Here is a 23,401-nt window from a genome sequence, read left to right as displayed (position 1 = left end):
TTATTTTAAAAAGGAATTAAAAATGAAAAAAATACTTATTCTACTTTCGTTGTGTGCCTTTGCTTTTGGTGTAAGTGAATGCGATAAAAAAATTGATCGTATTAATAAAGAAATCAGTTTTTCTAAAGCGCATAATGATACAGCTAGAACTTTAAGCTTGGAGCTTGCTTTAAAACAAGTACAAAATGATTGTGCTAAAGATCCTATGTTTTATGATAAAAAGTTAGAAGCTAAAAAACTTAAAGAACAAGAAGTGGAAAAAATCGAAAAAGAACTTGATGCTTTAAAAGAACAAAAAGATTATATGAGTAAGGCCGAGTATAAAGCTAAAAAAGAAGCTTTAAAAGAACAAAAAGAGAAAATCAAAAAAGAAATTAAAGAATATATTGATAATCTCTAAAAATTAAAAGGCTAATTAAATTTAGCCTTTTTAAACCCTACCTTTTTTAAGATTTTCTAATAATTCTTCTATATTATAAATTCCTCTGTGTTCTGGTGTTAAAAGATGGATTAAAATATCACCAAGATCAATCACGCTCCATTCTTCACTACTATCTATGTTTAAAAATTCCTCACCTTTGGCTTTAAGTTGTGTTTTAAGCTCATCGATCAAAGATAGAGCGTGTCTTTCTCCTAAAGTAGCTGCGATAATGACATATTTTACAAAGTATTCTTGCTCGCTCATGTCAATGGTTTTGATATCTTCAGCTTTTTTTTCATCTAAAATTTTAACGATTAAATCTATTCTTTCTTGCATTATTTTCCTTTAATTTTTGAAATTGTATCAATTTTTTTGTAATTTTTCATAATATTTTTTTACTTCATCTTTAATTTCTTCACAAACTTCATTTGTATTTAAAGTATTGCGTATGAAAGAAGAAGCGATTTTTTTATCGGTTTTTAAATCTTTGAAATTCTTAGGAATTTCTATATCGTTGCGATTAGCAATAACAAATTCTACCAAAGAATTAAGTTTTTCAAAATCATGCCAAAGATGAAGTTTTTCTAAATGATCAGCACCAATTAAAAGATAAAATTTACTAGGATTATAAAACTTATAAAGATACTTAACACTTTCTATGCTAGGAACAGGGCGTTTTTGCTTGGTTTCAAAATCACAAATTTCAACTTTTGGCAAATGCCCCCAAAGTTTTTTAACCCATAAGAATCTTTGCTTTTCATCAGCACTAAAACTTTGTTTAAAAGGATTGATATAAGTAGGCATAATAATAAGCTTATCAATATCTAATTTTTCCAAAGCCTCTAAAACAACGCTATTATGACCATTATGCGGCGGATCAAAACTGCCACCAAAAAGTGCTATCTTCATTAAAATTTTAACCTTTTTTTTGTAGAATATTAACATTATATTTTGCAAAAGGAAATTAAATGGCTGTAAAAGTTGCTATAAATGGTTTTGGACGTATAGGTAGATGTGTTGCAAGAATCATCTTAGAAAGAAATGATATTGAGCTTGTGGCGATAAATGATACTACGGATATTGAACTTACAAAATACCTTTTTAAATACGATACAGTACATGGTGAATTTAAAGGCAGTGTTGATAGTGAAGGCGATGATTTAGTGGTAAATGGTAAAAAAATCAAAGTATTTAAAAGTCGCAATGTAAAAGATCTTGACTTTGCAAAATACGGCGCACAAATTGTTTTAGAATGCACAGGGGCGCATTTAACTATGGCAAAATGTCAAGAATTTATAGATATGGGAGTGCAAAAAGTGATCATGAGTGCTCCTGCAAAAGATGATACACCTACTTATGTTTTAGGAGTAAATTCAGAACTTTACAAGGGTGAAAGCATTATTTCTAATGCAAGTTGTACAACAAATTGCTTAGGTCCTGTTTGTCGTGTTTTACAAGATAATTTTGGTATCGAAAAAGGACTTATGACAACAATACATGCTTATACAAATGGACAAAGTATTATTGATGCTAAAGCTAAAGATAAACGCCGTTCTCGTGCTGCAGCGCAAAATATCATTCCAACTTCTACAGGTGCAGCAAAAGCTATGAAACTTGTTATGCCTGAGCTTAATGGCAAACTTCACGGACAAAGTATGCGTGTGCCAGTGATTGATGTATCAAGCGTGGATTTAACTGCACAACTAAGTTGTAAAGTCAGCAAAGATGAAATCAATGAAGCTTTTAGAAAAGCTGCAGCTACAAATTTAAAAGGCATTTTAATGGTGGATGATGATGAAAGAGTTTCAAGCGATTTTATTACTTGTTCTTATGGAGCCATTGTAGCAAGTGATTTAACTCAAGTGATTGTGGATGATTTTATCAAGGTAATTGCTTGGTATGATAATGAATGGGGTTATTCAAGTCGTCTAGTAGATATGGCAGTATATATTGCAAATAGGGCTTAATCATGAGTGATATTATTTCTATAAAAGATATTGATGTAGCTAAGAAAAAAGTTTTTATAAGATGTGATTTTAATGTTCCTCAAGATGATTTTTTAAACATCACTGATGATAGACGCATAAGATCAGCTATTCCTACGATAAGATATTGTTTGGATAATAGTTGTAGTGTGATTTTAGCCTCTCATTTAGGGCGTCCAAAAGAAATTAGCTCTAAATATTCTTTAGAACCTGTGGCTAAGCGTCTTGCTAGACTTTTAGATAAAGAAATTATTATGGCAAAAGATGTTATCGGCGAAGATGCAAAAACCAAAGCTATGAATTTAAAAGCGGGTGAAATTTTACTTCTTGAAAATTTGCGTTTTGAAAAAGGCGAAACTAAAAATGATGAAAATTTAGCCAAAGAACTTGCCTCTATGGCTCAAGTTTATGTCAATGATGCTTTTGGAGTATGTCATAGAGCACATTCTAGTGTGGAGGCTATTACTAAATTTTTTGATGAAAAACACAAAGGTGCAGGATTTTTACTCCAAAAAGAAATTGATTTTGCAAGCAATCTTATCAAACATCCAGCACGTCCTTTTGTCGCTGTTGTTGGAGGTTCAAAGGTGAGTGGAAAACTTCAAGCATTGACAAATTTATTACCAAAGGTAGATAAATTAATCATAGGTGGAGGTATGGCATTTACTTTTTTAAAAGCTTTAGGTTATGATATAGGAAATTCACTTTTAGAAGAAGAACTTTTAGAAGAAGCTAATAAAATTCTTACCAAGGGTAAAAATTTAGGAGTGAAAATTTATCTTCCAGTAGACGTTGTAGCCGCTCCTGCGTGCTCACAAGATGCGCCGATGAAATTTGTTCCAGCGCAAGAAATTCCAAATGGTTGGATGGGTTTAGATATAGGACCTGCAAGTGTGAGGCTTTTTAAAGAGGTGATTTCTGATGCGCAAACGATTTGGTGGAATGGACCTATGGGTGTTTTTGAAATTGATAAATTTTCAAAAGGTAGCATTAAAATGAGTCATTATATCAGCGAAGGACATGCAACTTCTGTTGTTGGAGGCGGTGATACGGCTGATGTGGTTGCGCGCGCAGGTGATGCAGATGAGATGACTTTTATTTCCACTGGAGGTGGCGCTTCTCTTGAGCTTATAGAGGGTAAAGAACTTCCAGGCGTAAAAGCTTTAAGATCTAAGGAAAATGAATGATCTTTGCTGCAAATTTAAAATGCAATCACACAAGAGCAAGCTTTAAAATTTATGCTGAAATTTTAAATAAAACTATGGGAGCAAAATGCGATGATATTATCGTTTTCCCACCTAGTATAGCATTTTTAGAAAATGAAAATAACTTCATACAAGGAGCCCAAAATTTTTATCCTTGTGTTAATGGTGCTTTTACAGGTGAGCTTGGAAAAGAGCATTTGGACGAATTTGGGATCAAATGTGTTTTAATCGGGCATTCCGAAAGAAGAGCTTTAGGAGATGAAGAATTTATTAAGGCTAAATTTGATTTTGCTAAAGAGCATGGTTATAAAATTGTTTTTTGTATAGGTGAAAATTTAGATACAAAAAATTCAGGCAAGACTTTAGAGTTTTTAAAAAAACAACTTGAAATGATTGATTTAAATTATGAAAAACTCATTATTGCTTATGAACCTATTTATTCTATAGGAACGGGAGTCAGTGCACAAAGTACAGATATCGCTAAAGTGCTTGAATTTTTAGCGAGTTTAACCAAGGTACCTTTGCTTTATGGTGGAAGTGTGAATGAAAATAGTATCAAAGAAATTTTAAGTGTAAATCATTGTAGCGGAGTTTTGATAGGCTCTGCAGCTTTAAAAGTAGAAAATTTTATAAAATTAATCAAAGGATAAAAGATGATTATGAAGGGTAAAAAAGGCCTTATTGTAGGGGTTGCAAATAATAAATCTATTGCTTATGGCATAGCAAAAGCATGTTTTGATCAAGGAGCCCAGCTTGCTTTTACTTTTTTAAATGATGCTTTAAAAAAACGCGTAGAACCTATAGCACAAGAGTTTAATTCTAATTTTGTTTATGAGCTTGATGTAAATAATAACGAGCATTTAGATTCTATTGCTGAAAAAATCAAAAAAGATTTAGATGAGATTGATTTTGTGGTGCATGCGGTTGCTTTTGCTCCAAAAGAAGCTTTAGAAAATTCTTTTTTAGAAACTTCAAAAGAAGCTTTTGATATAGCTATGCAAACTTCTGTGTATTCTTTACTTTCTTTAACACGTGCGGTTTTACCTATTTTAAAAGATAAGGGTTCGATTTTGACTTTAAGTTATCTTGGTGGGGTTAAATATGTACCTCATTATAATGTTATGGGTGTAGCAAAAGCTGCACTTGAAAGTTCTGTGCGTTATTTAGCAAGAGATTTAGGGGTAAAAGGAATTCGTGTTAATGCTATTTCAGCAGGTCCTATTAAAACTTTAGCAGCAAGTGGAATAGGGGATTTTAGAATGATTTTAAAATATAATGAAATCAATTCTCCTTTAAAACGCAATGTTAGTATAGAAGATGTAGGAAATTCGGCTATGTATTTACTTAGCGATTTGGCAAATGGTGTTACAGGTGAAATACATTATGTTGATGCAGGATATAACATCATGGGTATGGGTGATGTTGAAAAAAATGAAGAAGGGCAAACTGTTCTTTGTTGGGATAATCAAAAAGGATAAAAAATGGCAAAGCTTAGCAATGAAGAATTAAAAAATATACTTGAAGATCGCATTAAAAAACTTGAGAATTCTACTTTAAAAGAGGATAAGGTTATCAATGAAGAAAGTGTAAAAATTCTTGCTAGGCATTTATCTTTAGGCAATGAAATTCCAGCTCTTGCTCAAAGATTTTTTCAAATCGCACCTAAAACAAAGTTAGTATGGCTTCATCTTTGCGAATGTACAGGGTGTAGTGAGAGTTTGTTGCGTTCTGAGTTGCCAAGTTTTGATGAGCTTATTTTTGATTTTTTTTCTTTAGAATATCATGAAACTTTAATGGCAGCAAATGGCACTAAAGCCGAAGAGCTTTTAGAGCATGTTTTAGAAGAAGATTTTATTTTAGCGGTTGAAGGTGGTGTTGCAGCGATTGATACCTTTTTTCTTACTATAGGAGCACAAGGAGAGAGTGGCTATGAAATTTTAGAAAAACTAGCCGCTAAAGCCAAGGCTATTTTTGCAGTGGGTACTTGTTCAAGTTATGGTGGTATTCAAGCTGCCTATCCAAATCCTAGTAAAACCTGTGGTATTAGTGAAGTCTTAAGTCAAAAAGTAGTAAATATCCCAGGTTGTCCTCCAAGTGATGTAAATATCATTACGACTTTAAGTTTTTTTGCTTTATTTGGAGTTTTGCCTGAACTTGATGAGCAAAATCGTCCTGTGTGGGTTTATGGTAAATGTTTGCATGATATGTGTGAAAGAAAGGCGAAATTTGAAAGTGGGATTTTTGCTGAACATTTTGATGATGAAGCTGCAAAGAATGGAGCTTGTTTATTTAAGATAGGTTGTAAAGGACCTTATACTTACAACAACTGCCCTAAAGTGAAATTTAATGCTAAAACTTCTTGGCCAGTGGCTGCAGGACATGGTTGTATAGCCTGTAGTGAGAAAAATTTTTGGGATGAGTTTGGGAATTATGAAAAGCCTATGGCAAATATTTTTTCTTACGCTAAACTTTGCAATGAAGAGTTAAAACAAGAATTTTTTCTAGAAGAGCAAATTAAAATTTTAGAACAAATAGATTTTGAATTTGAAAGCAATATAAAACTTATTTTACAAAATATAGCTAAAAATAAATTAGGCGCTTTGCTTGTAGAAAATTATAAAAAATCTTTTGAGAAAAACTATGCTTTTATAGAACAAAATTTTGATGAAAATTCCATGCCTTCAAAAGATTTTTGGAAATATCTTGAGATGAGTTTTATTTTAGTTAAAGGTGAGTTTTTAAAAGATAAGAATGATTTTTTAATTGCGGCAAAAAATTACGCTTTTAAACATGCAAGTCCTTATGATTTTAAGTTAAATATGAACGCTGAAAAACCAAAGCTTGATGTGAATAAATCTTTTCGTATGACTTTAATCTATCTTTGTGGTGGGCTTGATTTTGAAGGTATTGCTTATAGTATTTTAAAAGCTTTTGAAGATAATATTACTAAAATTTCATCATTAAAAGCAAGTTAATTTAATAAAATTTTAGCAATATGAAGTCCTATAAAAGCTACTATATAAGCACTTGTGCAGGTAAAAAGAAAGAGAAAAAGAGTGTATTTTAGCTTTCCACTTTCTTTTGAAAAAACTATAGTTGCTGCAAAGCAGGGATTATAAATCATTACAAATAAAATAAAAGCCACTGCACTTGGTATAGGTATGTTTTTAGCGATAATTCCTTTTAAATCATTATTTGTTTCATCTACATCTTTTCCTAGTGAATAAAGCACGCCCATAGTTGAGATCATCACTTCTTTAGCAGCCAAACCACTGATTAAAGATACGCTTAATTTCCAATCTAACTCAAGGGGTTTAAAAATAGGTTCTATGCCTTTGCCAAATTGTCCTAAATAACTTTGTTCTATAGCTCTTTCTTGAGTATTAAAATCATTTAAATTTTCTTCACTTTTTGGAAAATTGCTAGCAAACCATATGAGCAAAGAGGCCAAAAGTATGAAAGTTCCTGCTTTTTTAAGATACATTTTGGCTTTATTATAAACCATAAACCAAACTAAATGCCAATTTGGCATACGATATTTTGGCATTTCCATAACAAAAGGTTCATCAAGTCCACGAAATGCTGTCATTCTTAAAAATTTTGCAGCACAAAGTCCTAAAATCGCACCTAAAATATAAATTCCAAAAAGATAATTTCCTGCTTTTTCACTTGGAAAAAAAGCACCGATAAAAAGCACATATACAGGAAGTCTTGCCCCACAACTCATAAAATTGATCACAAAAAGAGTTAAAAGCCTATCTCTTTTGTTCTTAAGAGTGCGTGTAGCCATAAAAGCAGGTACCGAACAACCAAAACCAGTGATTAGCGGAATAAAACTTTTACCATGCAAACCAAATTTATGTAAAATCCCATCAAGTAAAAAAGCTACTCTTGACATATAGCCTGTGGTTTCTAAAAGAGCTATGCCTAAAAATAAAATCATTATATTAGGTAAAAAAAGTATCACAGCACCAACACCTGCGATAATCCCATCAGCCAAAGCTGAAGCGATAAAGGTATTAGAAATATTGTTTTTAACAAATTCACCTAAGGCATTAAAGCCTGATTCTATATAATCCATAGGAATTTGTCCTAAGCTAAAGGTGAGTTGAAATAAAAGCCACATTAAAAATAAAAATATAGGTAAGCCAAAGAATTTATGGATAAGTAAGGCATCGATTTTTTTGGTTAAATTTCTTTCTTCTTTTTTGTGTGCGATAATTTTTTTTGAAAGTTCATTAATAAAATATAATAAATCTTCTTTTTCTGGACTTTTTTCGCAAAGTGGAGTGTAAAATTGGGATCTTGGAATAAATTTACTTTCAAATAAAATAATAATTTTTTGCAGCAAAAGTTCTAAATTTTCTTTTGTTTTTGCTGAAATTTCAACAACTTGACTTTGAAATTCTTGGCTTAAAACAGAAGTGTCAAGCTCTATACCTTCTTTTTTGGCTTCATCGCACATATTTAAAGCTAAAAGCATTTTTTTATTAAGACTTAAAAGTTCTGCGCTAAGGATAAGATTGCGTTCTAAATTGGTAGCATCTAAAACATTAACAACAACATCATAGTCATTTTGATTTAAAAAATGGCGTGTGATTTTTTCTTCTTCGCTATATCCATCTAAAGAATAAGTTCCTGGTAAATCAATGACTTCAAATTCATAGTTTTTGTAAAAAGTTTTTGCACTTGCTTTTTCTATAGTAACTCCGCTAAAATTTCCTACTTTCATATTAGCTTTGCAAAGCGCATTAATAAGAAGACTTTTGCCTACATTAGGCTGACCTACAAGGGCTATTTTGATTTTTTTCATATAAGATTCACTTCTATGGTTTTAGCTTCATCAGATCTTAGGATAACACAACTTGTATCAAGTTCTACCATTATGGTGGCATTTTTTAAAGAGGAGTGAATTTTTTTCAAGTTTTTATTTTTAATAAATCCAAAGCTTAAAAGTCTATTTTTGAGTTCTTTGTGAGCGTTTAAATTGACAATAATAGCCTTTTGTCCATCTTTTAACTCGTTTAAAGTCATTGTAATTCCTAAATTAATAATAAATATTATAATAAAAAAGTGTAATGAAATATCCTTCTTGTAAAAAGAAGGATTAATATTTAAAAAGAAAAGCGGTTTAAATTTTCTAGATTGATGATTTGATCTAGAATTTTGTTAGCTTTAGCATTATCAAGGTAAATTTGTGCATTGGCTAAAAATTTAGCTTTTAATTCTTCAAAACTTAGTGGATTATCAAAATTACCTTTATTGATAAAAACATCTTTTTGGATTATACGTCCATCTTGCAAACTGGCTTCTAAATGTCCTGGAAAATATTTTGGAAAGCCTTGAGATTTTCTTTTTTCGTAACTGATTTTTTTAGCAAATTCTAGTACTTCTTCACGCTTTAAATTTTCATAAGATTCAAGAGTGATTTTACCATCAAAGAATCCTAGAGCCATTAAAAAAGGCATCGAAAATTTAGCTTCATAAGCACTATTTGGAGTGTATTTTACTTCCAAAGGATCACAGATAAAAGAAATAGGAACTTCATCTACAAAGCAATGAATACTTTTAATTTCATCAGCTTTTAAACCATCATTTTTTAAAGCAATGGCACAATCAATAAGCCCATGAGCAAAATGACAACTTGGATAAGGCTTGATTGAAACTTGCATGGTTTGCCAAATTTCACCTAAGGCTTTGCTAAGTTCTGTTTTATCGCATTCTTCTTCTATACCAAAACATTTAAAGATATTATCCCTACCTTCAAAAATACTCAAAGACCCACTCATATTGTTTTTAGCAAAATGAGCTACCATAATGCCGTTTTTAATAGCATTGGCAATATGTAAAACTTTTGAATTAGATCCATTGGATAAAAACTCATTAACCCCACTTGCAAAACTTCCTGCAAGTCCTAAAGCATTGATGATTTGTTCTTTGTTAAGATCTAGCAAGATTGCACTTGCACTCACGCTTCCAAAAATTCCTGCAATAGCAGTAGTATGAAAACCACGCTTATGAAAAGTGCCTTTACTTGCAATGCCTACTCTAGCTGCAATTTCCCAGCCTACTATAAAAGCTTTAATGATTTTTTTCGCATCTTTGCTAACATGAAAACCATAATTTAAACAAAGTGGAGTTAAAATCGCACTTGCATGCAAAATCGCTTCTGTATGCGTATCGTCAAAATCTAACGCATGAGAAGCAATGCCATCTAGCATGGCTGCGTATATAGGATCTAATTTTTGATCATTTACCCAAATAGGGGTATTTTTTTCTGTGCTTAAATTTTCAAAAGCTTTAAAAGCATTTAAAACACATTCTTCTTTGCTTGCTGCTATAGCTGTTCCAAGGCTATCAAGCATAAGCTCTTTAGCTCTTTGAACAACTGTATTAGGGATATTTTCATATTTAAGATTGAAAATAAAATCCGCTAAAATTTCACTATAGAACATGATTTTTCCTATTTTAAGATAGCGCTATTTTTGATTTTTGCCAAAAATTCATCTACAAGTTTTGGCGCATATCCTACATAGGTTGTTGCATCAAGCAAAGCATCGATTTCTTTTTCTTTCAATACCTTAGATACTCTTTTATCTGCAAGTAAAACTTCTTTAAAAGTTTTTTGTTTTTCTATACCTAGCATAGCATTTTCATAAATAATTTCATGGGCATGTTGTTTTCCATAATGATCGCTTAATGCAAACATAACACGCTCGGCTAAAACAAAACCATTAAGAGTATTTAAATTTTTAAGCATTTTGTCTTTTTTTACTTCTAAATCACTAAGAGCGAATTTCATATTTGCTAAAACCACAGAAAGCATTAAAAACATTTCAGGTAAAAGCTTCCATTCCATTTTCCAAACTTGACCATCTCTTTCATGTTCATGTCTTTCAATATCGCTTAAAATGGCTAAATTTGCTTTAAAGGCATTGCTTACTGTAACCGCATTTTCGCTTACTGCAGGATTTCTTTTGTGTGGCATAGTGCTTGATCCTACTTGTCCTTTTCCAAAAGGTTCAGCAACTTCATCAATTTCATTATGAGAAAGGATTAAAATTTCATGAGCGATTTTGTTAAAGGTTGCATTGATATTACCTAGTACAAAGCCAAGTTCTATAAAGCGATCACGTGCGCTCTGCCAAGAAATATTAGGCACATCAAGTCCTAAATTTTCTAAAGTGAGTTTTTCTACCTCATTGCACTCATCACTTAAACTTGCTTTAGTTCCTACAGCGCCTACTATACTGCCTACATAAAGTCTTTTTTCAAGCTCAAGTATTCTTTCAAAATGACGCTCAAGTTCGCTTAACCAAATAGCCACTTTATGTCCGAAAGTAATAGGCAAAGCCTGAAGTGCTAAAGTTCTTCCCATCATAGCAGTATTTTTATGGGTTTTAGCTAGTTTTGCTAGGGCTTTTGCGATGGCTTTTAATTCGCTTTTTACAAGAGTCATTGCTTCTTTAAATTGTAAAACCAGTCCTGTATCGATGATATCTTGAGTGGTTACTCCAAAATGTACATATTCGCCTAAATTATTATCACAAGCTTTTTCTAATCCTCTTACAGTAGGAACTAAAGGGTGTTTAGTCTTTTTAAATTCAGCAAAGATAAAGTCCATATCCATAAATTTATAATGAGCTTTTTTTGCGATCTCATCAGCTGCTTTTTTAGGGATAATTTTAAGTTTTGCTTGTGCTTTTGCTAAAGCTGCTTCAACATCGAGCCATTTTTGTATGCGGTTTTGTTCGCAAAAAATAGCACGCATTTCCTGCGTGCTCCATGAGTCTGCTAGTAATCTATGATCAAATACGCTAATTCCTGTCATCTTATCTCCTTATTTTTTAATACTATCAAAAGCTTGTGTTAAATCAGCAATTAAATCTTTAGTATCTTCAAGACCTATATGAAATCTTACAAATGGCCCTCTTGCGCTTAGGTCTGTTGCAGTTCTAGGCGGAGTAGTTACGGTGGCCAAGCTTTCATATCCACCCCAGCTAGCACCAATTGAAAAGTATTCTAGTTTATCTACAAATTTAATAGCATCATCTTTGCTATAACCTTCTGCAAATTCTATGGTAATCATACCATTTGCACCTTTATGATCACGCATGAAAATTTCATGATTTAGGTGGGATTTGAGTTTTGGATAGAAAATTGTTTTAATTTCTTTTCTGTTTTGTAAAAACTCTACAATTTCATCAGCACTTTTTTCATGAGCTTTCATTCTCACATCTAGTGTTCTCATACCACGAAGTACTAAGTAAGCATCATCAGGGCTTGTTGTAAAGCCTAAGGCTTCTGGAAGTTTGTCAAAATTTTTCCATTCTTTTTCGTTGATTACTACTATACCCATGGTTGCATCAGAGTGTCCACTAAGATATTTTGTAGCGGCGATAACTGAAATATCCACTCCAAGTTCTAAAGGATTTAGAAAATATCCACTAGAATAAGTATTATCAATGGCTACAGGGATATTATGCGCATGGGCAATTTTGCAAAGTTTTGGTAAATCTATGATTTCATAAAGTATAGAACCTGGACTTTCACATAAGATAAGCTTGGTATTAGGTTTGATTTTTTCTTCTACATCACTTGCATCAGCTTTTAAAAAATCAATTTCAACACCCATTTTTTCTAAAAATAATTCGCAAATCGTTCTTACAGGCCCATAAATTGCATCGGTAATTAAAAAATGTGCATCTTTGCTTGCATAGTTTAAAAGCACCATAGCTAATGCTGCAAGTCCTGTTGGGAAAAGTTGTGCTCTATAGCCACCCTCTAGAGTGCAAATAAGTTTTTCAAGTTCAAAATTAGTTGTTGTTCCTCTAGCTCCATAACTTAAAACACGATCTGTTTTTCTTAATTCTCTGTATTTTTGCCAAGTTGCGTGATCTTTAAAAAGTATGGTTGATGCACGCATAAGTGTAGGATTAACTGATCTTACTTCAGCGCCTTGATCACCTCTGCCACAATGAATAAGTTTAGTTTTTGAGTTCATTTTTTCTCCTTTTTAAAGATAAATATAAGTCATAATAACATTTACAATAGCCGCTACAAGCATAGGAATAGCTGTTCTTTTAACCACGGCAAAAGGACTTACTTTTGCAATGGCTGAGATAGCTAAAATCGCTGGTGCAATAGGACTAACACATCTTCCAAAGCCCGTCATGATTTGAATTGGTGCTATCATGGTGATAGTTTCAACTCCAAAGTGTTTTGCTATATTTGGGATAAGTGGAGCAAAACTAAAAAATGCTGCATTTCCTGAACCCATTAAGAAAGCACAAACTGCAAGCAAGATTGAAATGGCGATAATAATAGCCAAAACTCCAAATCCTGCATTTTTGCAAAATTCTATTAAAGTATCTACAAAACCTACAGATAAAAGACCACTTGCAAATACCTGACCACAAACGATGAGTGAAACCGTGATAACAAATAAATGTCCCATTCCTTTAAAGAAAATCATAATAGAATTAAGAGTTTCTACTATGCTTTTATAGCGTATCATTTCAAAAATAATAGCCACAAAAGTTGAAATCACCATTGCTACTGGAACATTCATTTTAATTGCAGTACTAGCAGCTGCTTTGACTTCTTCAGCACTATTTATTCCCATTAAAACCAAGATGCTATCAAGTACGGAACTAAATCCTAGGATTAAAACCAAAGGAATTATAGGTAAAATCGCATAAATTCTAGGAGGTTTTTTAAGTTCTTTTTCTTTGCTTTCATTTTCATTTAGTTCTTTTTCAATTTCTTGTGCATTGAAGACAAAATTATCTTTTTTGTCAAAAAATTTATTGCAAAGATATATTGCAATACCTACAGCTATAATGATAGGTAAAGTCGCAGGGAGTTGATAATGAACAAAATAAATTGCAGGATCAACTTCAGCTACTTTTGACGCCATGATCACATTTCCACTCCCAGGTCCATGATCGATATATTGGCAAATAGCAATCACGCTTAAGGCAGAAAGCTTTGAAACACCAGAGCGTACAAGTATAGGATACATAGTAACCATAAGTAAAAGTGCCAAGCCTGCGTGAGAAGGGATGAAAAGAACTAAAAATTGCACGATAAAATAAGCAACTATGAGTAAAACATAAGGAGATTTTACGGCTTTTAAAGGTTTTTCAAAAACTTTAAAAAGTGCATAAGAAGCCCCTACATGATCCATATAAGCAGAAAAACCTGCTATAGTCATAAGTGTAAGTCCAAGCCCTGCTAATGTACTTGACATAGTTTGATTAAAAACTTGAAAAATATCAAAAAAACCTAGATTTAAAGAATCTTTGGTAACAATGTGTGGAGAAAGTCCAAAAATAGCAGCTAAGGAAAGTAAAAGTAAACCACTTAAAAGCAATGCCATGTGAGCATTGATTTTTTTATAAAGCATAAAAACAAGTAAAAAAATGCTAAATAGAGATAAAACAATACCTAGCATATTTTAGCCTTTTTGAGCGATAATCTCTATCTCTACTTTAGCTTTTTTTGGCAGATCTTTTACCGCAAAAGCACTTCTTGCTGGATAAGGATCTTTAAAAAATTCAGCATAAATTTCATTAAATGCTATAAAATCATTAATATCAGCTAAAAAGCAAGTGGTTTTAATCACTTTATCATAACTGATACCATTTTCTTCTAAAATAGCACCGATATTTTTTAAAGATTGTTTGGTTTGTTCTTTGATGTCAGAACTTTCTATTTCTCCTGAAGTAGGGTTGATAGGAAGTTGTCCTGATATAAATAAAAGTCCATTTGCTTCTCTGTAAGCTGAGTATGGACCAATAGCTTTTGGATAGTTTGACATGAATTCTCCTTTGTTAAATATAGATTAAGCAGAGTGAATTTTATCACTACAATAATAACTTGTCAATAGTTTATTATCATAATAATAAAATTTTATTTTTTAAGAAATGTTTTAAAGTATAAAGAGTAGAATTTAATATTATATTAATTTTTATTGAAGGCGGTTTTATGGATGAGGGGCAAAAACAACAATTTATAAAGTTGACATATTTTTTAGGAGAAGTTTTAGGTGAGCAATATGAGATAGTTTTTCATGTAATTACTGAAGATGGAGCTTATATTGCGGCAATTGCTAACAATCACATTAGTGGGAGAAGTTTAGATTCTCCCTTGACTGCTTTTGCAAGTGAGCTTATGCAAAATAAAAAATATTTAGAAAAAGATTTTTTATGTGATTATAAGGCTCTTGTTGGAAAATCAAAATTAATTAGAGGATCTACTTTTTTTATTAAAAATCATGACAAATTAGTAGGTATTTTGTGTATCAATCATGATACTAGCATTATGAGAGATTTAATATGCAAGATGATTGATTTAGAAAAAATTGGAGATATGGGTGATATTTTAGGAAATATTAGTTTTTCTCAAAATGATTCAAGCATAGAAACATTAAGTCACTCGATAGAGGATATTTTAGTTCAAAGTGTAGATTCTAGTTATTTAAATTCTGATTATCAATTAAGTATTACTCAAAAAGAAGAAATTGCTGAAAAGCTATATGAAAAAGGTATTTTTAATATAAAAGGAGCGGTTCCTATCGTAGCAAAATTTTTAAAAATTTCAGAACCTAGTGTTTATAGGTATCTGAAGAAATTTAAAAAATAACTAAAATTTTTTGATAAATTTTAGTATTTTTAGGCTCATTTTCTTTAAAAAATTATTTTTAGATTTTTTGAGTAAAAATTCTGCCACATCTTTGCGTCCAAACATAATAGCAAAAGTATAAGGTGTCATTCCTAAACCATTGTTTTCGTCAATATTTGCTCCATATTTAACCAAAAGTTCACACATAGGTAAGTATCCTTTAAAACAAACTCCCGCTAATGGGGTTTGTCCACGATCGTTTTTTTCATCTACTTTTGCACCTTTTTCTAAAAGCATTTTAGCGCTTTCATAAGAATTATTATAAGCTGCAAGCATAAGCAAGCTATCGCCTTTATGAGTTTTTAAATTTACATTTAAACCTGCTTCTATCATGATTTTAAGATTTTCATATTCATTATTTCTTGCAAAATTAAAAGCCATTTTGCAAAGCTCTTCAAATCTTTTTTCTTCTTCTAAACTAAGAGTTGTCATTGTTTTTCCTTAATTATTATAATCTTTAGTTTGCCACCAAAAGTGGCAAGTAAAAATTATTTTTCTAAAGCTTTTTTAATTCCTTTTGCGTAATCAGGTGAAATTTTTTCAAAATGTTCTAAAGCTCTAGTGATAATTTTTTCATCAACTCCTTCCATAGAAGCGGCGATATTATGAAAAAGTTGAGTTTTTTGATCATCATTCATAAGATTAAATAAAGCTCTTGGTTGAGTATAAAAGTCATTATCTAGTGGAGCATATCTTTGTGCCACGCCTTCTAAGACTAAATCAGGTTCAAGATAGCTTTTATCTTCTTTTGGACTGTTATCATAGCTGTTTGGTTCATAATAAGCTGCATCATTTTTATAATTATCAAAATTCATAGCACCAGCGACATTGTAAGTATTCACTTCGCTTTTTGCACGATTTACTGGTAAAAGATGATAATTAGTTCCTATTCTATATCTTTGTGCATCAGGATATGAAAAAATTCTAGCTTGCAACATTTTATCAGGGCTAAACCCAATTCCAGGAACGATATTGCTTGGACTAAAGGCAGCTTGTTCAACTTCATTGAAATAATTTTGAGGATTTTTGTTTAGAATCATTTCGCCTATATCCATCAAAGGTACAAGACTATGAGGCCAAATTTTTGTTAAATCAAAAGGATTAAATCCAAGCTTTTCTATATCTTTTTCAGCAAGAATTTGAACTTGAACTTTCCATTTTGGAAAATCTTTATTTTCTATAGCATTATAGAGATCTCTTTGGTGACTTTCCCTATCCTTTGCTATAAGCTCGGCAGCTTCTTGGTTGGTAAGATTTTTAATCCCTTGTTGGGTTTTAAAATGGAATTTCACCCAAAATCTTTCATTTTTATCATTAATAAAACTATAAGTATGACTTCCAAATCCATGCATATGACGATAACTTGCAGGAATTCCTCTATCACTCATAAGAATGGTTACTTGATGTAAGCTTTCAGGACATAAACTCCAAAAATCCCAAGCAGCATTATTGCTTCTTAAATGTGCTCTTGGATCTCTTTTTTGAGTATGGATAAAATCAGGGAATTTATAAGCATCACGGATGAAGAATGTCGGAGTGTTATTTCCTACCAAGTCCCAGTTTCCTTCTTTGGTGTAAAATTTAATAGCAAAACCTCTCACATCGCGTTCAGCATCTGCTGCACCTGCTTCACCTGCAACAGTAGAAAAACGTAGAAAAAGAGGAGTTATTTCTCCTTTTTGAAATATTTTTGCTTTAGTATAAGCAGATAAATCAGTAGTGATTTTTATTTCTCCATAAGCTCCACTTCCTTTAGCATGAACAGTTCTTTCTGGAATCCTTTCTCTATTTTGATGAGCAAGTTTTTCAAGCAAAAGATAATCTTGCATGAGTAAAGGTCCTTTTGCACCTGCACTTAATGAATTTTGGTTATCGGCTATAATGTTTCCAAAATCGTTAGTCAATTTTTTCATTGTTTTCTCCTAAATAATAAAATTTATTAATTAGTAAATTATATCTATTAAAAATTAAAATTAACTGAATAATTGCATTTTATTGATAATAAATTTCAAAATAAATTTAGTTTTTTTATATTATAATAATAATTATTAAAATATATTTTAAAAATCACAAAGGAGAATTTATGTCAGTTTTGGTTATTGGTGCAGATGAAATCACTCCTATTAGAGTTGTTTTACATGATTTAGGCGCTAAAAAAATAGAACACTGGGATGCGCGTAATGAAAATAGAGTTAATCGCAAGCCGATTCCTTGTGATACAGAATGTATAGTAATGTTAACAAGCTTTTTAAATCATAATACTATGAAAAAAATCAAAAGTGAAGCTAAAAAGCGTAAAATTCCATTAGTTTGTGCAAAAAGAAGTGTAAGTTGTGTGTATTGTGAATATTGTAAAATTTTTAATCTTAATAAAGAATTTTCTTGCTATAAAGGTTAAAGATGTTATTTGGATTTGATGATAAGCGAGAATTTATACCGCAAATTTATCGCTATTTAAACAATCAAGAGCTTATGTTGACTTTTTTAACTCAATATAATGCGAGCGTTGATAGCGCTCTAAAAATTCCTCTTTTATATGCAAAAAATACCAAGAGTTTAAAAATGATATTTGGAAATTTTTTACATGATATAATGCATGTTTCATTTGGTAAGATTCAAAATATAAATATCAAGCTTAATACATACGCTTTCTACTTTCAAAAAAGAAAAAGCTTAATTTTTAATACTAAAATATCTAAGAATATCGATCTTTTAAGACTTTTAAGAATTTATCTTTATGGCATTTGTTTTGATGCGCAAATTTTATTTAGCTCTTATGTTTATGATAAGGTTTCTTTTCAAAATAATGGAAAAAATATAGATCAAGATGGTGATCTTATTATAATAGATAAGAAATTTGCAATTTTACCACTTTGCAAAGAGATTAATATACATAATTTAAAAATTGAAAATGAAATTCATGGATTATTGGATTTAATAAAAGAAAATAATTTTGAAAAATTTTATATTGTTTGTCCGCGTAACAAAAATTTCACACATTTTATTGAAATAAAACATTTTTTGTGTGATTTAAACAAAACTATGTTAAAATTAGTTCCGTATAAAATATCAAATCAAATTATAAGGAGAAAATAATGTCAGTAGCAGTAATCTATGGTAGTGCTATGGGAAATACAGAAGGAGCGGCTAATACAATTGCTTCAAAACTTGGAATTAGCGATGTTTTTAATATCTCAGATATTGATGCATCTAAAATAAATTCTTACGATAAATTAATTTGTGGAACTTCAACTTGGGGAAGTGGTGATTTACAAGATGATTGGGATGGTTTTGATTTTTCAGGACTTAGTCTTGGTGGAAAAACTGTAGCTGTATTTGGTATGGGTGATAGTGAAAGTTATTCTGACACTTTTTGTGGTGGCATGGGTAAATTAGCTCAAAATTTAAAAGATGCAGGTGCAAATTTGGTGGGAGAAGTTTCAACTGATGGTTATACATTTGAAGCAAGCGATGCGGTTGTAGATGGTAAATTTGTTGGACTTGCTCTTGACAATGATAATCAAGAAGATCAAACTGAATCAAGAATTGATGCTTGGGTAGAACAAATTAAACCTTATTTTGCTTAATAATTCTTAAAATCAAGAGTCTTTATACTCTTGATTGTCTTTTCTTAAAAATAAAAAAAACTCACTATTTGATTTATAATTTTATTTTCTAAAGATAATTGACAGCGTTCTTTATTTCCAAGATAAGCCGTTCTTGCAAGAAGACTTGTTTTTTGAGAATTGTGATTTTTAGAGTTGATTTGTAAATTAACCTGCATAGTATAGTAGTTTTCCACCATCCATTCTCCATCGCTTTCCAAAGGATCAAAATCATAAAAAAATCTTGCTGAAGTTGTGATTTTGAGCATAAGAATGCTTTTTCATATCTACAAGATTGATTAAAATTTCATAATCTGCATTCTCTTTTACTTCTTTTAAGCCTAAATTTTTAAGTTTTAAAGCCAAATCTCTATCCAAAGTAGTTCGAAGTTGGCTAGGATTTTGAAAGGAAATTTTAAAACTTTGTTGTTTTTGCGATCTGATAAAAATGCCTTCATTGCTTGTTTGAATAAAGCTTTGTATGAAAGTTGCATTGGTGCAAGCACTCATAAAGAGTGCTATAAAAAAGCTTAAAATTAAAGCAAATTTAGACATTAGGTTTATTTAATAATAGTTGGAGTAGCGCTAAGACCTAATGAGCGATATTTTTCATATAAGGAAAAAACTTCTTTTAATTCTGCATCACTTACTTTTGGATAATTTTTGATATTTACATCGTAGTATTTGTTTAAAATTGCGATTTTTTCTTTATCATTTTTTGCTTTTTTTGTTTCTTTGTAGATTAGAGCGGATTTTTCAAAAGCAGATTTTCCATGTACTGGAGTTAAAATATAATTAACTTGATAGTTTTTAAGTTCATCATCAATTTGAGCTAAATGTTCTCTACAATAAGGGCATTCAGGATCCGAAAAAACATAAATTGCAGGTTTATTTTTATCTCCCAAAGCTATTACCATGGTTTCTTTTTGTGCTACAGCTTTAGCATTTTTTGTAAAATTTTCTCTTGCTTCTTGAAATTTTTTCATTTCATATTCTTGAGCATAAGAAATTCCCGTTTTCAAGTCGATAAGATCAGGGGTAATAAGACTATCTTTTGTAAAAAGAATGTTTTCTTGTTTTTGTCCATTTAATTCAACGCTTACAATAACACTTTCAAAACCCGTATTACCAACCTTTTGACGATTTGATACACTAACGGTAGCATTTGGAAATTGTGCTTTAATGCTTTTTGAATAAAAATCACTAATTTCTGAATTACTTGCAGCAAACAAAGATGCTGAACAGGCAAGAATTAAACTTAATTTTTTCATAGTTCATAAATCCTTTAAATAAATTATGTTTAATTCTATAATGATTTTCTAAATGTTTGTTAAAAATCTTTTTTCAGCTTCTTTACTTACTTGAGGAAATTTGTCTAAGTATTCTAAATAAGCAATAGCATATTTTCTTGAAAGATTAAAATATTCTTTCATACTTTGCACATCAAGACTTTGATTTTTTAATAAATTTAAACATTCTTGCATAAGTTTTTCAAGAGCTTGTTTTTCTATAAAAAGATTGTGTGAAAGTCTTACAACCAAGCCTTTTTGGGTAAATTTTTTGAGTATATTATCTCCGCTTTTTCTATCGAGTTCTAAAAGATCATAAAGATTATAAGGAGCTTCGGGTTTAATGCCTTGTTTTTTTAAAATTTCATATAATTGATTATTATTTTTTTCTTGAAGTTTTTCAAAATCTATGCCCTTTTTAAAATAAATTCCATTTTGAAAATCCAATAAATTTGACATTTCTTTAAGCCCAAGTTCGCAAAAATTTTCACTTGCCCAAGTAATCCTTAAAGCTAAAGAATGTGCTGAAAGCATGGCATAAGGATTTTTTTCAAGTATGAATTTGATGAAATTTTTAATTTCTTCTAGACTTTGTAAATGATATACATTAAGATTTTTTTCATCAACAAATGCTTGATTTAATTCTTTTGCTAATTTCAATGCTTTTTGATGAGAGAGTTTAAATCTTTGATAGCTTGAAAGCAAACCAAAACCATATTTATGTGCGTCTTTTAAGAAAGAAAAAGCTGCTTTAAAATCTTTATTTTTCAAAAACATTAAAAATTTATTTTTTTGTTCTTTTTTTAAAGGTTCGCTTAAAGGATTTAAAACCTTACCACCGCCTATAACACGATTGTTTTGTAATAAAATAAAAGCCTCATCAAAACTTAAAAATACATTTTTATCAAAACTAAAATGCACAAAAAATTCATCATTTTCTAGTTTTTTTAATATATTTATTTTGCATTCTATTTGTTTTGAACCCACGCAAAAAATCATTTTGCTATTTTGTAAATTTTTTGCTTTAACTAAAGCATCGCATTCTTTAAAGGCTTTAAAATAACCTTTTTTACTTAGCAAATAACCTTTTTTTAACTCTTTATAATCACAATTTAAACTTAAAGCCACACGGTTACAAGCTTTGATTTGCTCTAGATTGGTATCGTGATTTTGTATATTTTTAACAATGAGTTCTTTTTGAGTGTCTAAACAGATGATTTTTTCATTTAAAGCGATACTTCCTTCATTCAGGCTACCTGTAACGACAGTTCCTATGCCTTTTAGGGAAAAAACTCTATCGATATAATAATGAAAAATCAGTTCTTCATCGTTTTCTTTGTTTTCTATGGTATAAAGATAATTTTTTAATTCTTCTATACCTTGATTATTTTTTATACTGGTGTGAAATACTTTTAAAATGGGATAATCTAAATTTTTTAACTCTTCTAAAATTTCTACACTTTTTTGCTCTATATTTTCACAAAGATCGCATTTGCTAAGTACTAAAATAATATTTTTAATATCAAGAATTTTTAAAATTTCTAAATGTTCTAAACTTTGTTCTTTTAAACCTTCGTTAATATCTACGACAAATAAACAAACACTAAAGCCAAAAGCTCCACTTACCATAGTTTTAACCAAGTCTTTATGTCCTGGAACATCGATAAAAGAAATGTTTTTATCTTTTAATTTAAGATTTGAAAAACTTAAATTAATGGTGATTTGTCTTTCTTGTTCTTCTTTTAAACTATCGCCTTCAAAACCATTTAAAGCTTTAATGAGTGAAGTTTTTCCATGATCAATATGTCCTGCAGTTCCTATAATAACAGATTTCATAAGTTTTCCATTTGATTGATTGTAAGAATAAGTTTTTGAAGTTCACTTTCTTGTATAGTTCTAAAATCAAGAACAAATTCATCATTTTCAATGCGTCCTATGATATTTTCTTTTCTAAATCGAGTTTGTAGTTTTAAAGCATCTCCTTGAAAAGTTAGTATATAAGTATCTAAACTTTTATCAGGCATAGAACCTCCACCTACTAAACTTTTGCTTTTTTTAAGCTGGGTTTGAAAATTTAATTCTTTTTGCACTCTTAAAGCTTTTTTCTCTATAAAGGATAAGTCATCATTTAAAAGTTTTAAGGTAATAATTTTTTCATAATCTTTTTGCAAATAAGCTTTTAAGCTTTCGTTTAAAAAAGATAGGGTTAATTTATCCACTCTTAGCATTCTTAAAAGTTGATTTTGTTTAAGTTTTTCTATGAGTTCTTTTTTTCCAAGTATAATGCCTGCTTGTACGCTACCAAAAAGTTTATCTCCACTAAAACTTAAAATATCACATTCTTGCACGAGTTTTTTGATCTTAGGTTCATTTTTAATCAGCTTTTCATTTAAATTTTCACACCAGCCAGAACCTAGATCATAATAACTCAAAAGCCCTTTTTCTTTTGCTAATTCATGTAGATCTTTTATGTTTGCTTCACTGTGAAAACCCATAAGAGCGAAATTAGACTTGTGGGTTTTTAAAATTAGAGCGGTATTTTCACTGATAGCTTGTTCATAGTCTTTTAAGTGTGTTTTGTTACTAGTTCCAACTTCACAAAGCTTTACACCTGCAGCTTTTATCACTTCAGGCACACGAAAACTTCCGCCAATTTCTACAAGTTCTCCTCTTGAGCTTATGACTTCTTTATTATAACAAAGAGAATTAAGTACTAAAAAAACTGCCGCAGCGTTGTTATTGACTACTAAAGCATCTTCACATTCAAAAAGCATTTTAAGTTTTTCTAGTACCAAAGCATAGCGAGAGCCTCTTTTTCCATTTTCTAAATCAAACTCTACATTAGAATAATTACAAATGATATCTTTACACGCTTCATAAAGTTCTTCATGGATTACACTTCTACCAAGATTTGTGTGTATAACCACTCCGCTTGCATTAATCACACTTTGTAAGTCTTTGCGGTAAAAAGTTTTGATTTCTTTTTTGATTTCTAAAAGTAGTTTATTTTTAGAAATTTCATCTTGGGAAAAATTTTCTTTTAGTTTTGCGACAACTTTTTTACAAAAAAATGCTTTGATATAAAAAGGATAGGATTTTAAACTCTCATCTTCAATAAGAGTGTTAATCTGTGGAAAAGTTCTAAATTTGTTCATCTTAAGCCTTAAGAAAATATTTGGTTATTTTAACATAGAATTTATAAAATGATGTT

At 30.6% G+C, this 23,401-nt stretch carries 24 protein-coding genes and 1 pseudogene; 10 read left to right on the top strand and 15 right to left on the bottom strand.

Annotated features, from left to right (window positions below):
* Positions 1 to 22: 22 nt before the first annotated feature.
* A complete protein-coding gene (locus AJ884_RS07455) occupies positions 23 to 400 on the top strand; it encodes a DUF1090 family protein (protein ID WP_070286562.1) in 378 nt (125 codons plus the stop codon).
* A gap of 30 nt (positions 401 to 430) precedes the next feature.
* Here the strand turns inward: AJ884_RS07455 and rsfS are convergent, their stop codons facing one another.
* Together rsfS and nadD are read right to left on the bottom strand one after the other, a co-directional pair.
* Positions 431 to 757: a ribosome silencing factor gene (rsfS, locus tag AJ884_RS07450; protein ID WP_002855339.1), complete on the bottom strand. Its 327-nt coding sequence runs from the start codon at positions 755 to 757 to the stop codon at positions 431 to 433.
* 27 nt (positions 758 to 784) lie between these two features.
* Positions 785 to 1,330: a nicotinate (nicotinamide) nucleotide adenylyltransferase gene (gene nadD / locus AJ884_RS07445; protein WP_044779525.1), complete on the bottom strand. Its 546-nt coding sequence runs from the start codon at positions 1,328 to 1,330 to the stop codon at positions 785 to 787.
* A gap of 59 nt (positions 1,331 to 1,389) precedes the next feature.
* Here nadD and gap point away from each other — a divergent pair, with 59 nt between their 5' ends.
* The 5 genes from gap to AJ884_RS07420 are packed head-to-tail and all read left to right on the top strand — an operon-like array spanning position 1,390 to position 6,586.
* A complete protein-coding gene (gene gap, locus AJ884_RS07440; protein WP_070286561.1) occupies positions 1,390 to 2,388 on the top strand; it encodes a type I glyceraldehyde-3-phosphate dehydrogenase in 999 nt (332 codons plus the stop codon).
* 2 nt (positions 2,389 to 2,390) lie between these two features.
* Positions 2,391 to 3,593 (top strand): phosphoglycerate kinase, encoded by a 1,203-nt coding sequence (locus AJ884_RS07435; RefSeq protein ID WP_070286560.1) that lies wholly within the window; start codon positions 2,391 to 2,393, stop codon positions 3,591 to 3,593.
* Complete coding sequence (locus AJ884_RS07430) at positions 3,590 to 4,261, top strand: triose-phosphate isomerase (protein ID WP_070286559.1); 672 nt, start codon at positions 3,590 to 3,592, stop codon at positions 4,259 to 4,261. Before AJ884_RS07435 ends, AJ884_RS07430 begins: the two co-directional genes overlap by 4 nt.
* A gap of 3 nt (positions 4,262 to 4,264) precedes the next feature.
* Complete coding sequence (fabI, locus tag AJ884_RS07425; RefSeq protein ID WP_002922790.1) at positions 4,265 to 5,089, top strand: enoyl-ACP reductase FabI; 825 nt, start codon at positions 4,265 to 4,267, stop codon at positions 5,087 to 5,089.
* A gap of 3 nt (positions 5,090 to 5,092) precedes the next feature.
* A complete protein-coding gene (locus tag AJ884_RS07420; RefSeq protein ID WP_070286558.1) occupies positions 5,093 to 6,586 on the top strand; it encodes a hydrogenase small subunit in 1,494 nt (497 codons plus the stop codon).
* Here the strand turns inward: AJ884_RS07420 and feoB are convergent.
* From feoB to AJ884_RS07385, 7 genes are all read right to left on the bottom strand, one after another.
* Positions 6,583 to 8,424: a ferrous iron transport protein B gene (gene feoB, locus AJ884_RS07415; protein ID WP_070286557.1), complete on the bottom strand. Its 1,842-nt coding sequence runs from the start codon at positions 8,422 to 8,424 to the stop codon at positions 6,583 to 6,585. The genes AJ884_RS07420 and feoB overlap by 4 nt on opposite strands.
* Positions 8,421 to 8,645: a ferrous iron transport protein A gene (locus AJ884_RS07410; RefSeq protein WP_002779147.1), complete on the bottom strand. Its 225-nt coding sequence runs from the start codon at positions 8,643 to 8,645 to the stop codon at positions 8,421 to 8,423. The genes feoB and AJ884_RS07410 overlap by 4 nt, the downstream gene beginning before the upstream one ends.
* Before the next feature lie 80 nt (positions 8,646 to 8,725).
* A complete protein-coding gene (locus AJ884_RS07405) occupies positions 8,726 to 10,066 on the bottom strand; it encodes an MmgE/PrpD family protein (RefSeq protein WP_070286556.1) in 1,341 nt (446 codons plus the stop codon).
* 8 nt (positions 10,067 to 10,074) lie between these two features.
* Positions 10,075 to 11,442 carry an adenylosuccinate lyase gene (purB, locus tag AJ884_RS07400; RefSeq protein ID WP_052858264.1) on the bottom strand — a complete coding sequence of 456 codons (1,368 nt, stop codon included), beginning with the start codon at positions 11,440 to 11,442 and terminating at the stop codon, positions 10,075 to 10,077.
* 9 nt (positions 11,443 to 11,451) lie between these two features.
* Entirely contained in the window at positions 11,452 to 12,615 is a 1,164-nt protein-coding gene (locus AJ884_RS07395; protein ID WP_070286555.1) for a trans-sulfuration enzyme family protein, read from the bottom strand.
* 12 nt (positions 12,616 to 12,627) lie between these two features.
* Positions 12,628 to 14,067, bottom strand: coding sequence for a C4-dicarboxylate transporter DcuC (gene dcuC, locus AJ884_RS07390; RefSeq protein ID WP_070286554.1), 1,440 nt, complete (start codon positions 14,065 to 14,067; stop codon positions 12,628 to 12,630).
* 3 nt (positions 14,068 to 14,070) lie between these two features.
* Positions 14,071 to 14,433, bottom strand: coding sequence for a RidA family protein (locus AJ884_RS07385; protein WP_070286553.1), 363 nt, complete (start codon positions 14,431 to 14,433; stop codon positions 14,071 to 14,073).
* 167 nt (positions 14,434 to 14,600) lie between these two features.
* Between AJ884_RS07385 and AJ884_RS07380 the strand changes: the two genes are divergently transcribed.
* Positions 14,601 to 15,257: a transcriptional regulator gene (locus AJ884_RS07380; protein WP_002859670.1), complete on the top strand. Its 657-nt coding sequence runs from the start codon at positions 14,601 to 14,603 to the stop codon at positions 15,255 to 15,257.
* Here the strand turns inward: AJ884_RS07380 and AJ884_RS07375 are convergent, their stop codons facing one another.
* Positions 15,258 to 15,728 carry a Cj1386 family hemin-binding protein gene (locus AJ884_RS07375; RefSeq protein WP_002855628.1) on the bottom strand — a complete coding sequence of 157 codons (471 nt, stop codon included), beginning with the start codon at positions 15,726 to 15,728 and terminating at the stop codon, positions 15,258 to 15,260.
* Between the two features lie 56 nt (positions 15,729 to 15,784).
* Entirely contained in the window at positions 15,785 to 17,209 is a 1,425-nt protein-coding gene (locus tag AJ884_RS07370; RefSeq protein ID WP_070286552.1) for a catalase, read from the bottom strand.
* Between the two features lie 170 nt (positions 17,210 to 17,379).
* On the opposite strand from AJ884_RS07370, the gene AJ884_RS07365 reads away from it, so the two are divergent.
* The 3 genes from AJ884_RS07365 to fldA are packed head-to-tail and all read left to right on the top strand — an operon-like array spanning position 17,380 to position 18,883.
* A complete protein-coding gene (locus AJ884_RS07365; RefSeq protein WP_070286551.1) occupies positions 17,380 to 17,694 on the top strand; it encodes a DUF2325 domain-containing protein in 315 nt (104 codons plus the stop codon).
* 2 nt (positions 17,695 to 17,696) lie between these two features.
* Positions 17,697 to 18,392, top strand: a complete 696-nt coding sequence (locus tag AJ884_RS07360; protein WP_070286550.1) for a hypothetical protein — start codon at positions 17,697 to 17,699, stop codon at positions 18,390 to 18,392.
* Positions 18,392 to 18,883, top strand: a complete 492-nt coding sequence (fldA, locus tag AJ884_RS07355; protein ID WP_002871975.1) for a flavodoxin FldA — start codon at positions 18,392 to 18,394, stop codon at positions 18,881 to 18,883. Before AJ884_RS07360 ends, fldA begins: the two co-directional genes overlap by 1 nt.
* A gap of 44 nt (positions 18,884 to 18,927) precedes the next feature.
* Here the strand turns inward: fldA and AJ884_RS07350 are convergent.
* The 4 genes and pseudogenes from AJ884_RS07350 to selA form a co-directional block, all read right to left on the bottom strand.
* Positions 18,928 to 19,456: pseudogene (locus tag AJ884_RS07350) on the bottom strand (hypothetical protein).
* Between the two features lie 5 nt (positions 19,457 to 19,461).
* The gene (locus AJ884_RS07345; RefSeq protein ID WP_070286549.1) at positions 19,462 to 20,172 is read right to left on the bottom strand and encodes a thioredoxin fold domain-containing protein; all 711 of its coding nucleotides are present in this window, start codon (positions 20,170 to 20,172) and stop codon (positions 19,462 to 19,464) included.
* Between the two features lie 48 nt (positions 20,173 to 20,220).
* The gene (gene selB / locus AJ884_RS07340; RefSeq protein WP_070286548.1) at positions 20,221 to 22,026 is read right to left on the bottom strand and encodes a selenocysteine-specific translation elongation factor; all 1,806 of its coding nucleotides are present in this window, start codon (positions 22,024 to 22,026) and stop codon (positions 20,221 to 20,223) included.
* Complete coding sequence (gene selA / locus AJ884_RS07335) at positions 22,023 to 23,345, bottom strand: L-seryl-tRNA(Sec) selenium transferase (protein WP_070286547.1); 1,323 nt, start codon at positions 23,343 to 23,345, stop codon at positions 22,023 to 22,025. The genes selB and selA overlap by 4 nt, the downstream gene beginning before the upstream one ends.
* Positions 23,346 to 23,401 lie beyond the last annotated feature (56 nt).

Source organism: Campylobacter sp. BCW_6463 (assembly GCF_001762785.1).
GTDB classification, from domain to species: Bacteria; Campylobacterota; Campylobacteria; order Campylobacterales; family Campylobacteraceae; genus Campylobacter_D; species Campylobacter_D jejuni.
The sequence above is the reverse complement of the archived record's forward strand: the minus strand, read 5'-3'. Positions and strand labels throughout refer to the sequence as shown.

What these genes read in the sequence shown, in the direction of transcription:
- AJ884_RS07455 (WP_070286562.1), top strand. Translation starts at nt 23, where the DNA reads ATGAAAAAAATACTTATTCTACTTTCGTTGTGTGCCTTTGCTTTTGGT.
- rsfS (WP_002855339.1), bottom strand. Translation starts at nt 757, where the DNA reads ATGCAAGAAAGAATAGATTTAATCGTTAAAATTTTAGATGAAAAAAAA.
- nadD (WP_044779525.1), bottom strand. Translation starts at nt 1,330, where the DNA reads ATGAAGATAGCACTTTTTGGTGGCAGTTTTGATCCGCCGCATAATGGT.
- gap (WP_070286561.1), top strand. Translation starts at nt 1,390, where the DNA reads ATGGCTGTAAAAGTTGCTATAAATGGTTTTGGACGTATAGGTAGATGT.
- AJ884_RS07435 (WP_070286560.1), top strand. Translation starts at nt 2,391, where the DNA reads ATGAGTGATATTATTTCTATAAAAGATATTGATGTAGCTAAGAAAAAA.
- AJ884_RS07430 (WP_070286559.1), top strand. Translation starts at nt 3,590, where the DNA reads ATGATCTTTGCTGCAAATTTAAAATGCAATCACACAAGAGCAAGCTTT.
- fabI (WP_002922790.1), top strand. Translation starts at nt 4,265, where the DNA reads ATGATTATGAAGGGTAAAAAAGGCCTTATTGTAGGGGTTGCAAATAAT.
- AJ884_RS07420 (WP_070286558.1), top strand. Translation starts at nt 5,093, where the DNA reads ATGGCAAAGCTTAGCAATGAAGAATTAAAAAATATACTTGAAGATCGC.
- feoB (WP_070286557.1), bottom strand. Translation starts at nt 8,424, where the DNA reads ATGAAAAAAATCAAAATAGCCCTTGTAGGTCAGCCTAATGTAGGCAAA.
- AJ884_RS07410 (WP_002779147.1), bottom strand. Translation starts at nt 8,645, where the DNA reads ATGACTTTAAACGAGTTAAAAGATGGACAAAAGGCTATTATTGTCAAT.
- AJ884_RS07405 (WP_070286556.1), bottom strand. Translation starts at nt 10,066, where the DNA reads ATGTTCTATAGTGAAATTTTAGCGGATTTTATTTTCAATCTTAAATAT.
- purB (WP_052858264.1), bottom strand. Translation starts at nt 11,442, where the DNA reads ATGACAGGAATTAGCGTATTTGATCATAGATTACTAGCAGACTCATGG.
- AJ884_RS07395 (WP_070286555.1), bottom strand. Translation starts at nt 12,615, where the DNA reads ATGAACTCAAAAACTAAACTTATTCATTGTGGCAGAGGTGATCAAGGC.
- dcuC (WP_070286554.1), bottom strand. Translation starts at nt 14,067, where the DNA reads ATGCTAGGTATTGTTTTATCTCTATTTAGCATTTTTTTACTTGTTTTT.
- AJ884_RS07385 (WP_070286553.1), bottom strand. Translation starts at nt 14,433, where the DNA reads ATGTCAAACTATCCAAAAGCTATTGGTCCATACTCAGCTTACAGAGAA.
- AJ884_RS07380 (WP_002859670.1), top strand. Translation starts at nt 14,601, where the DNA reads ATGGATGAGGGGCAAAAACAACAATTTATAAAGTTGACATATTTTTTA.
- AJ884_RS07375 (WP_002855628.1), bottom strand. Translation starts at nt 15,728, where the DNA reads ATGACAACTCTTAGTTTAGAAGAAGAAAAAAGATTTGAAGAGCTTTGC.
- AJ884_RS07370 (WP_070286552.1), bottom strand. Translation starts at nt 17,209, where the DNA reads ATGAAAAAATTGACTAACGATTTTGGAAACATTATAGCCGATAACCAA.
- AJ884_RS07365 (WP_070286551.1), top strand. Translation starts at nt 17,380, where the DNA reads ATGTCAGTTTTGGTTATTGGTGCAGATGAAATCACTCCTATTAGAGTT.
- AJ884_RS07360 (WP_070286550.1), top strand. Translation starts at nt 17,697, where the DNA reads ATGTTATTTGGATTTGATGATAAGCGAGAATTTATACCGCAAATTTAT.
- fldA (WP_002871975.1), top strand. Translation starts at nt 18,392, where the DNA reads ATGTCAGTAGCAGTAATCTATGGTAGTGCTATGGGAAATACAGAAGGA.
- AJ884_RS07345 (WP_070286549.1), bottom strand. Translation starts at nt 20,172, where the DNA reads ATGAAAAAATTAAGTTTAATTCTTGCCTGTTCAGCATCTTTGTTTGCT.
- selB (WP_070286548.1), bottom strand. Translation starts at nt 22,026, where the DNA reads ATGAAATCTGTTATTATAGGAACTGCAGGACATATTGATCATGGAAAA.
- selA (WP_070286547.1), bottom strand. Translation starts at nt 23,345, where the DNA reads ATGAACAAATTTAGAACTTTTCCACAGATTAACACTCTTATTGAAGAT.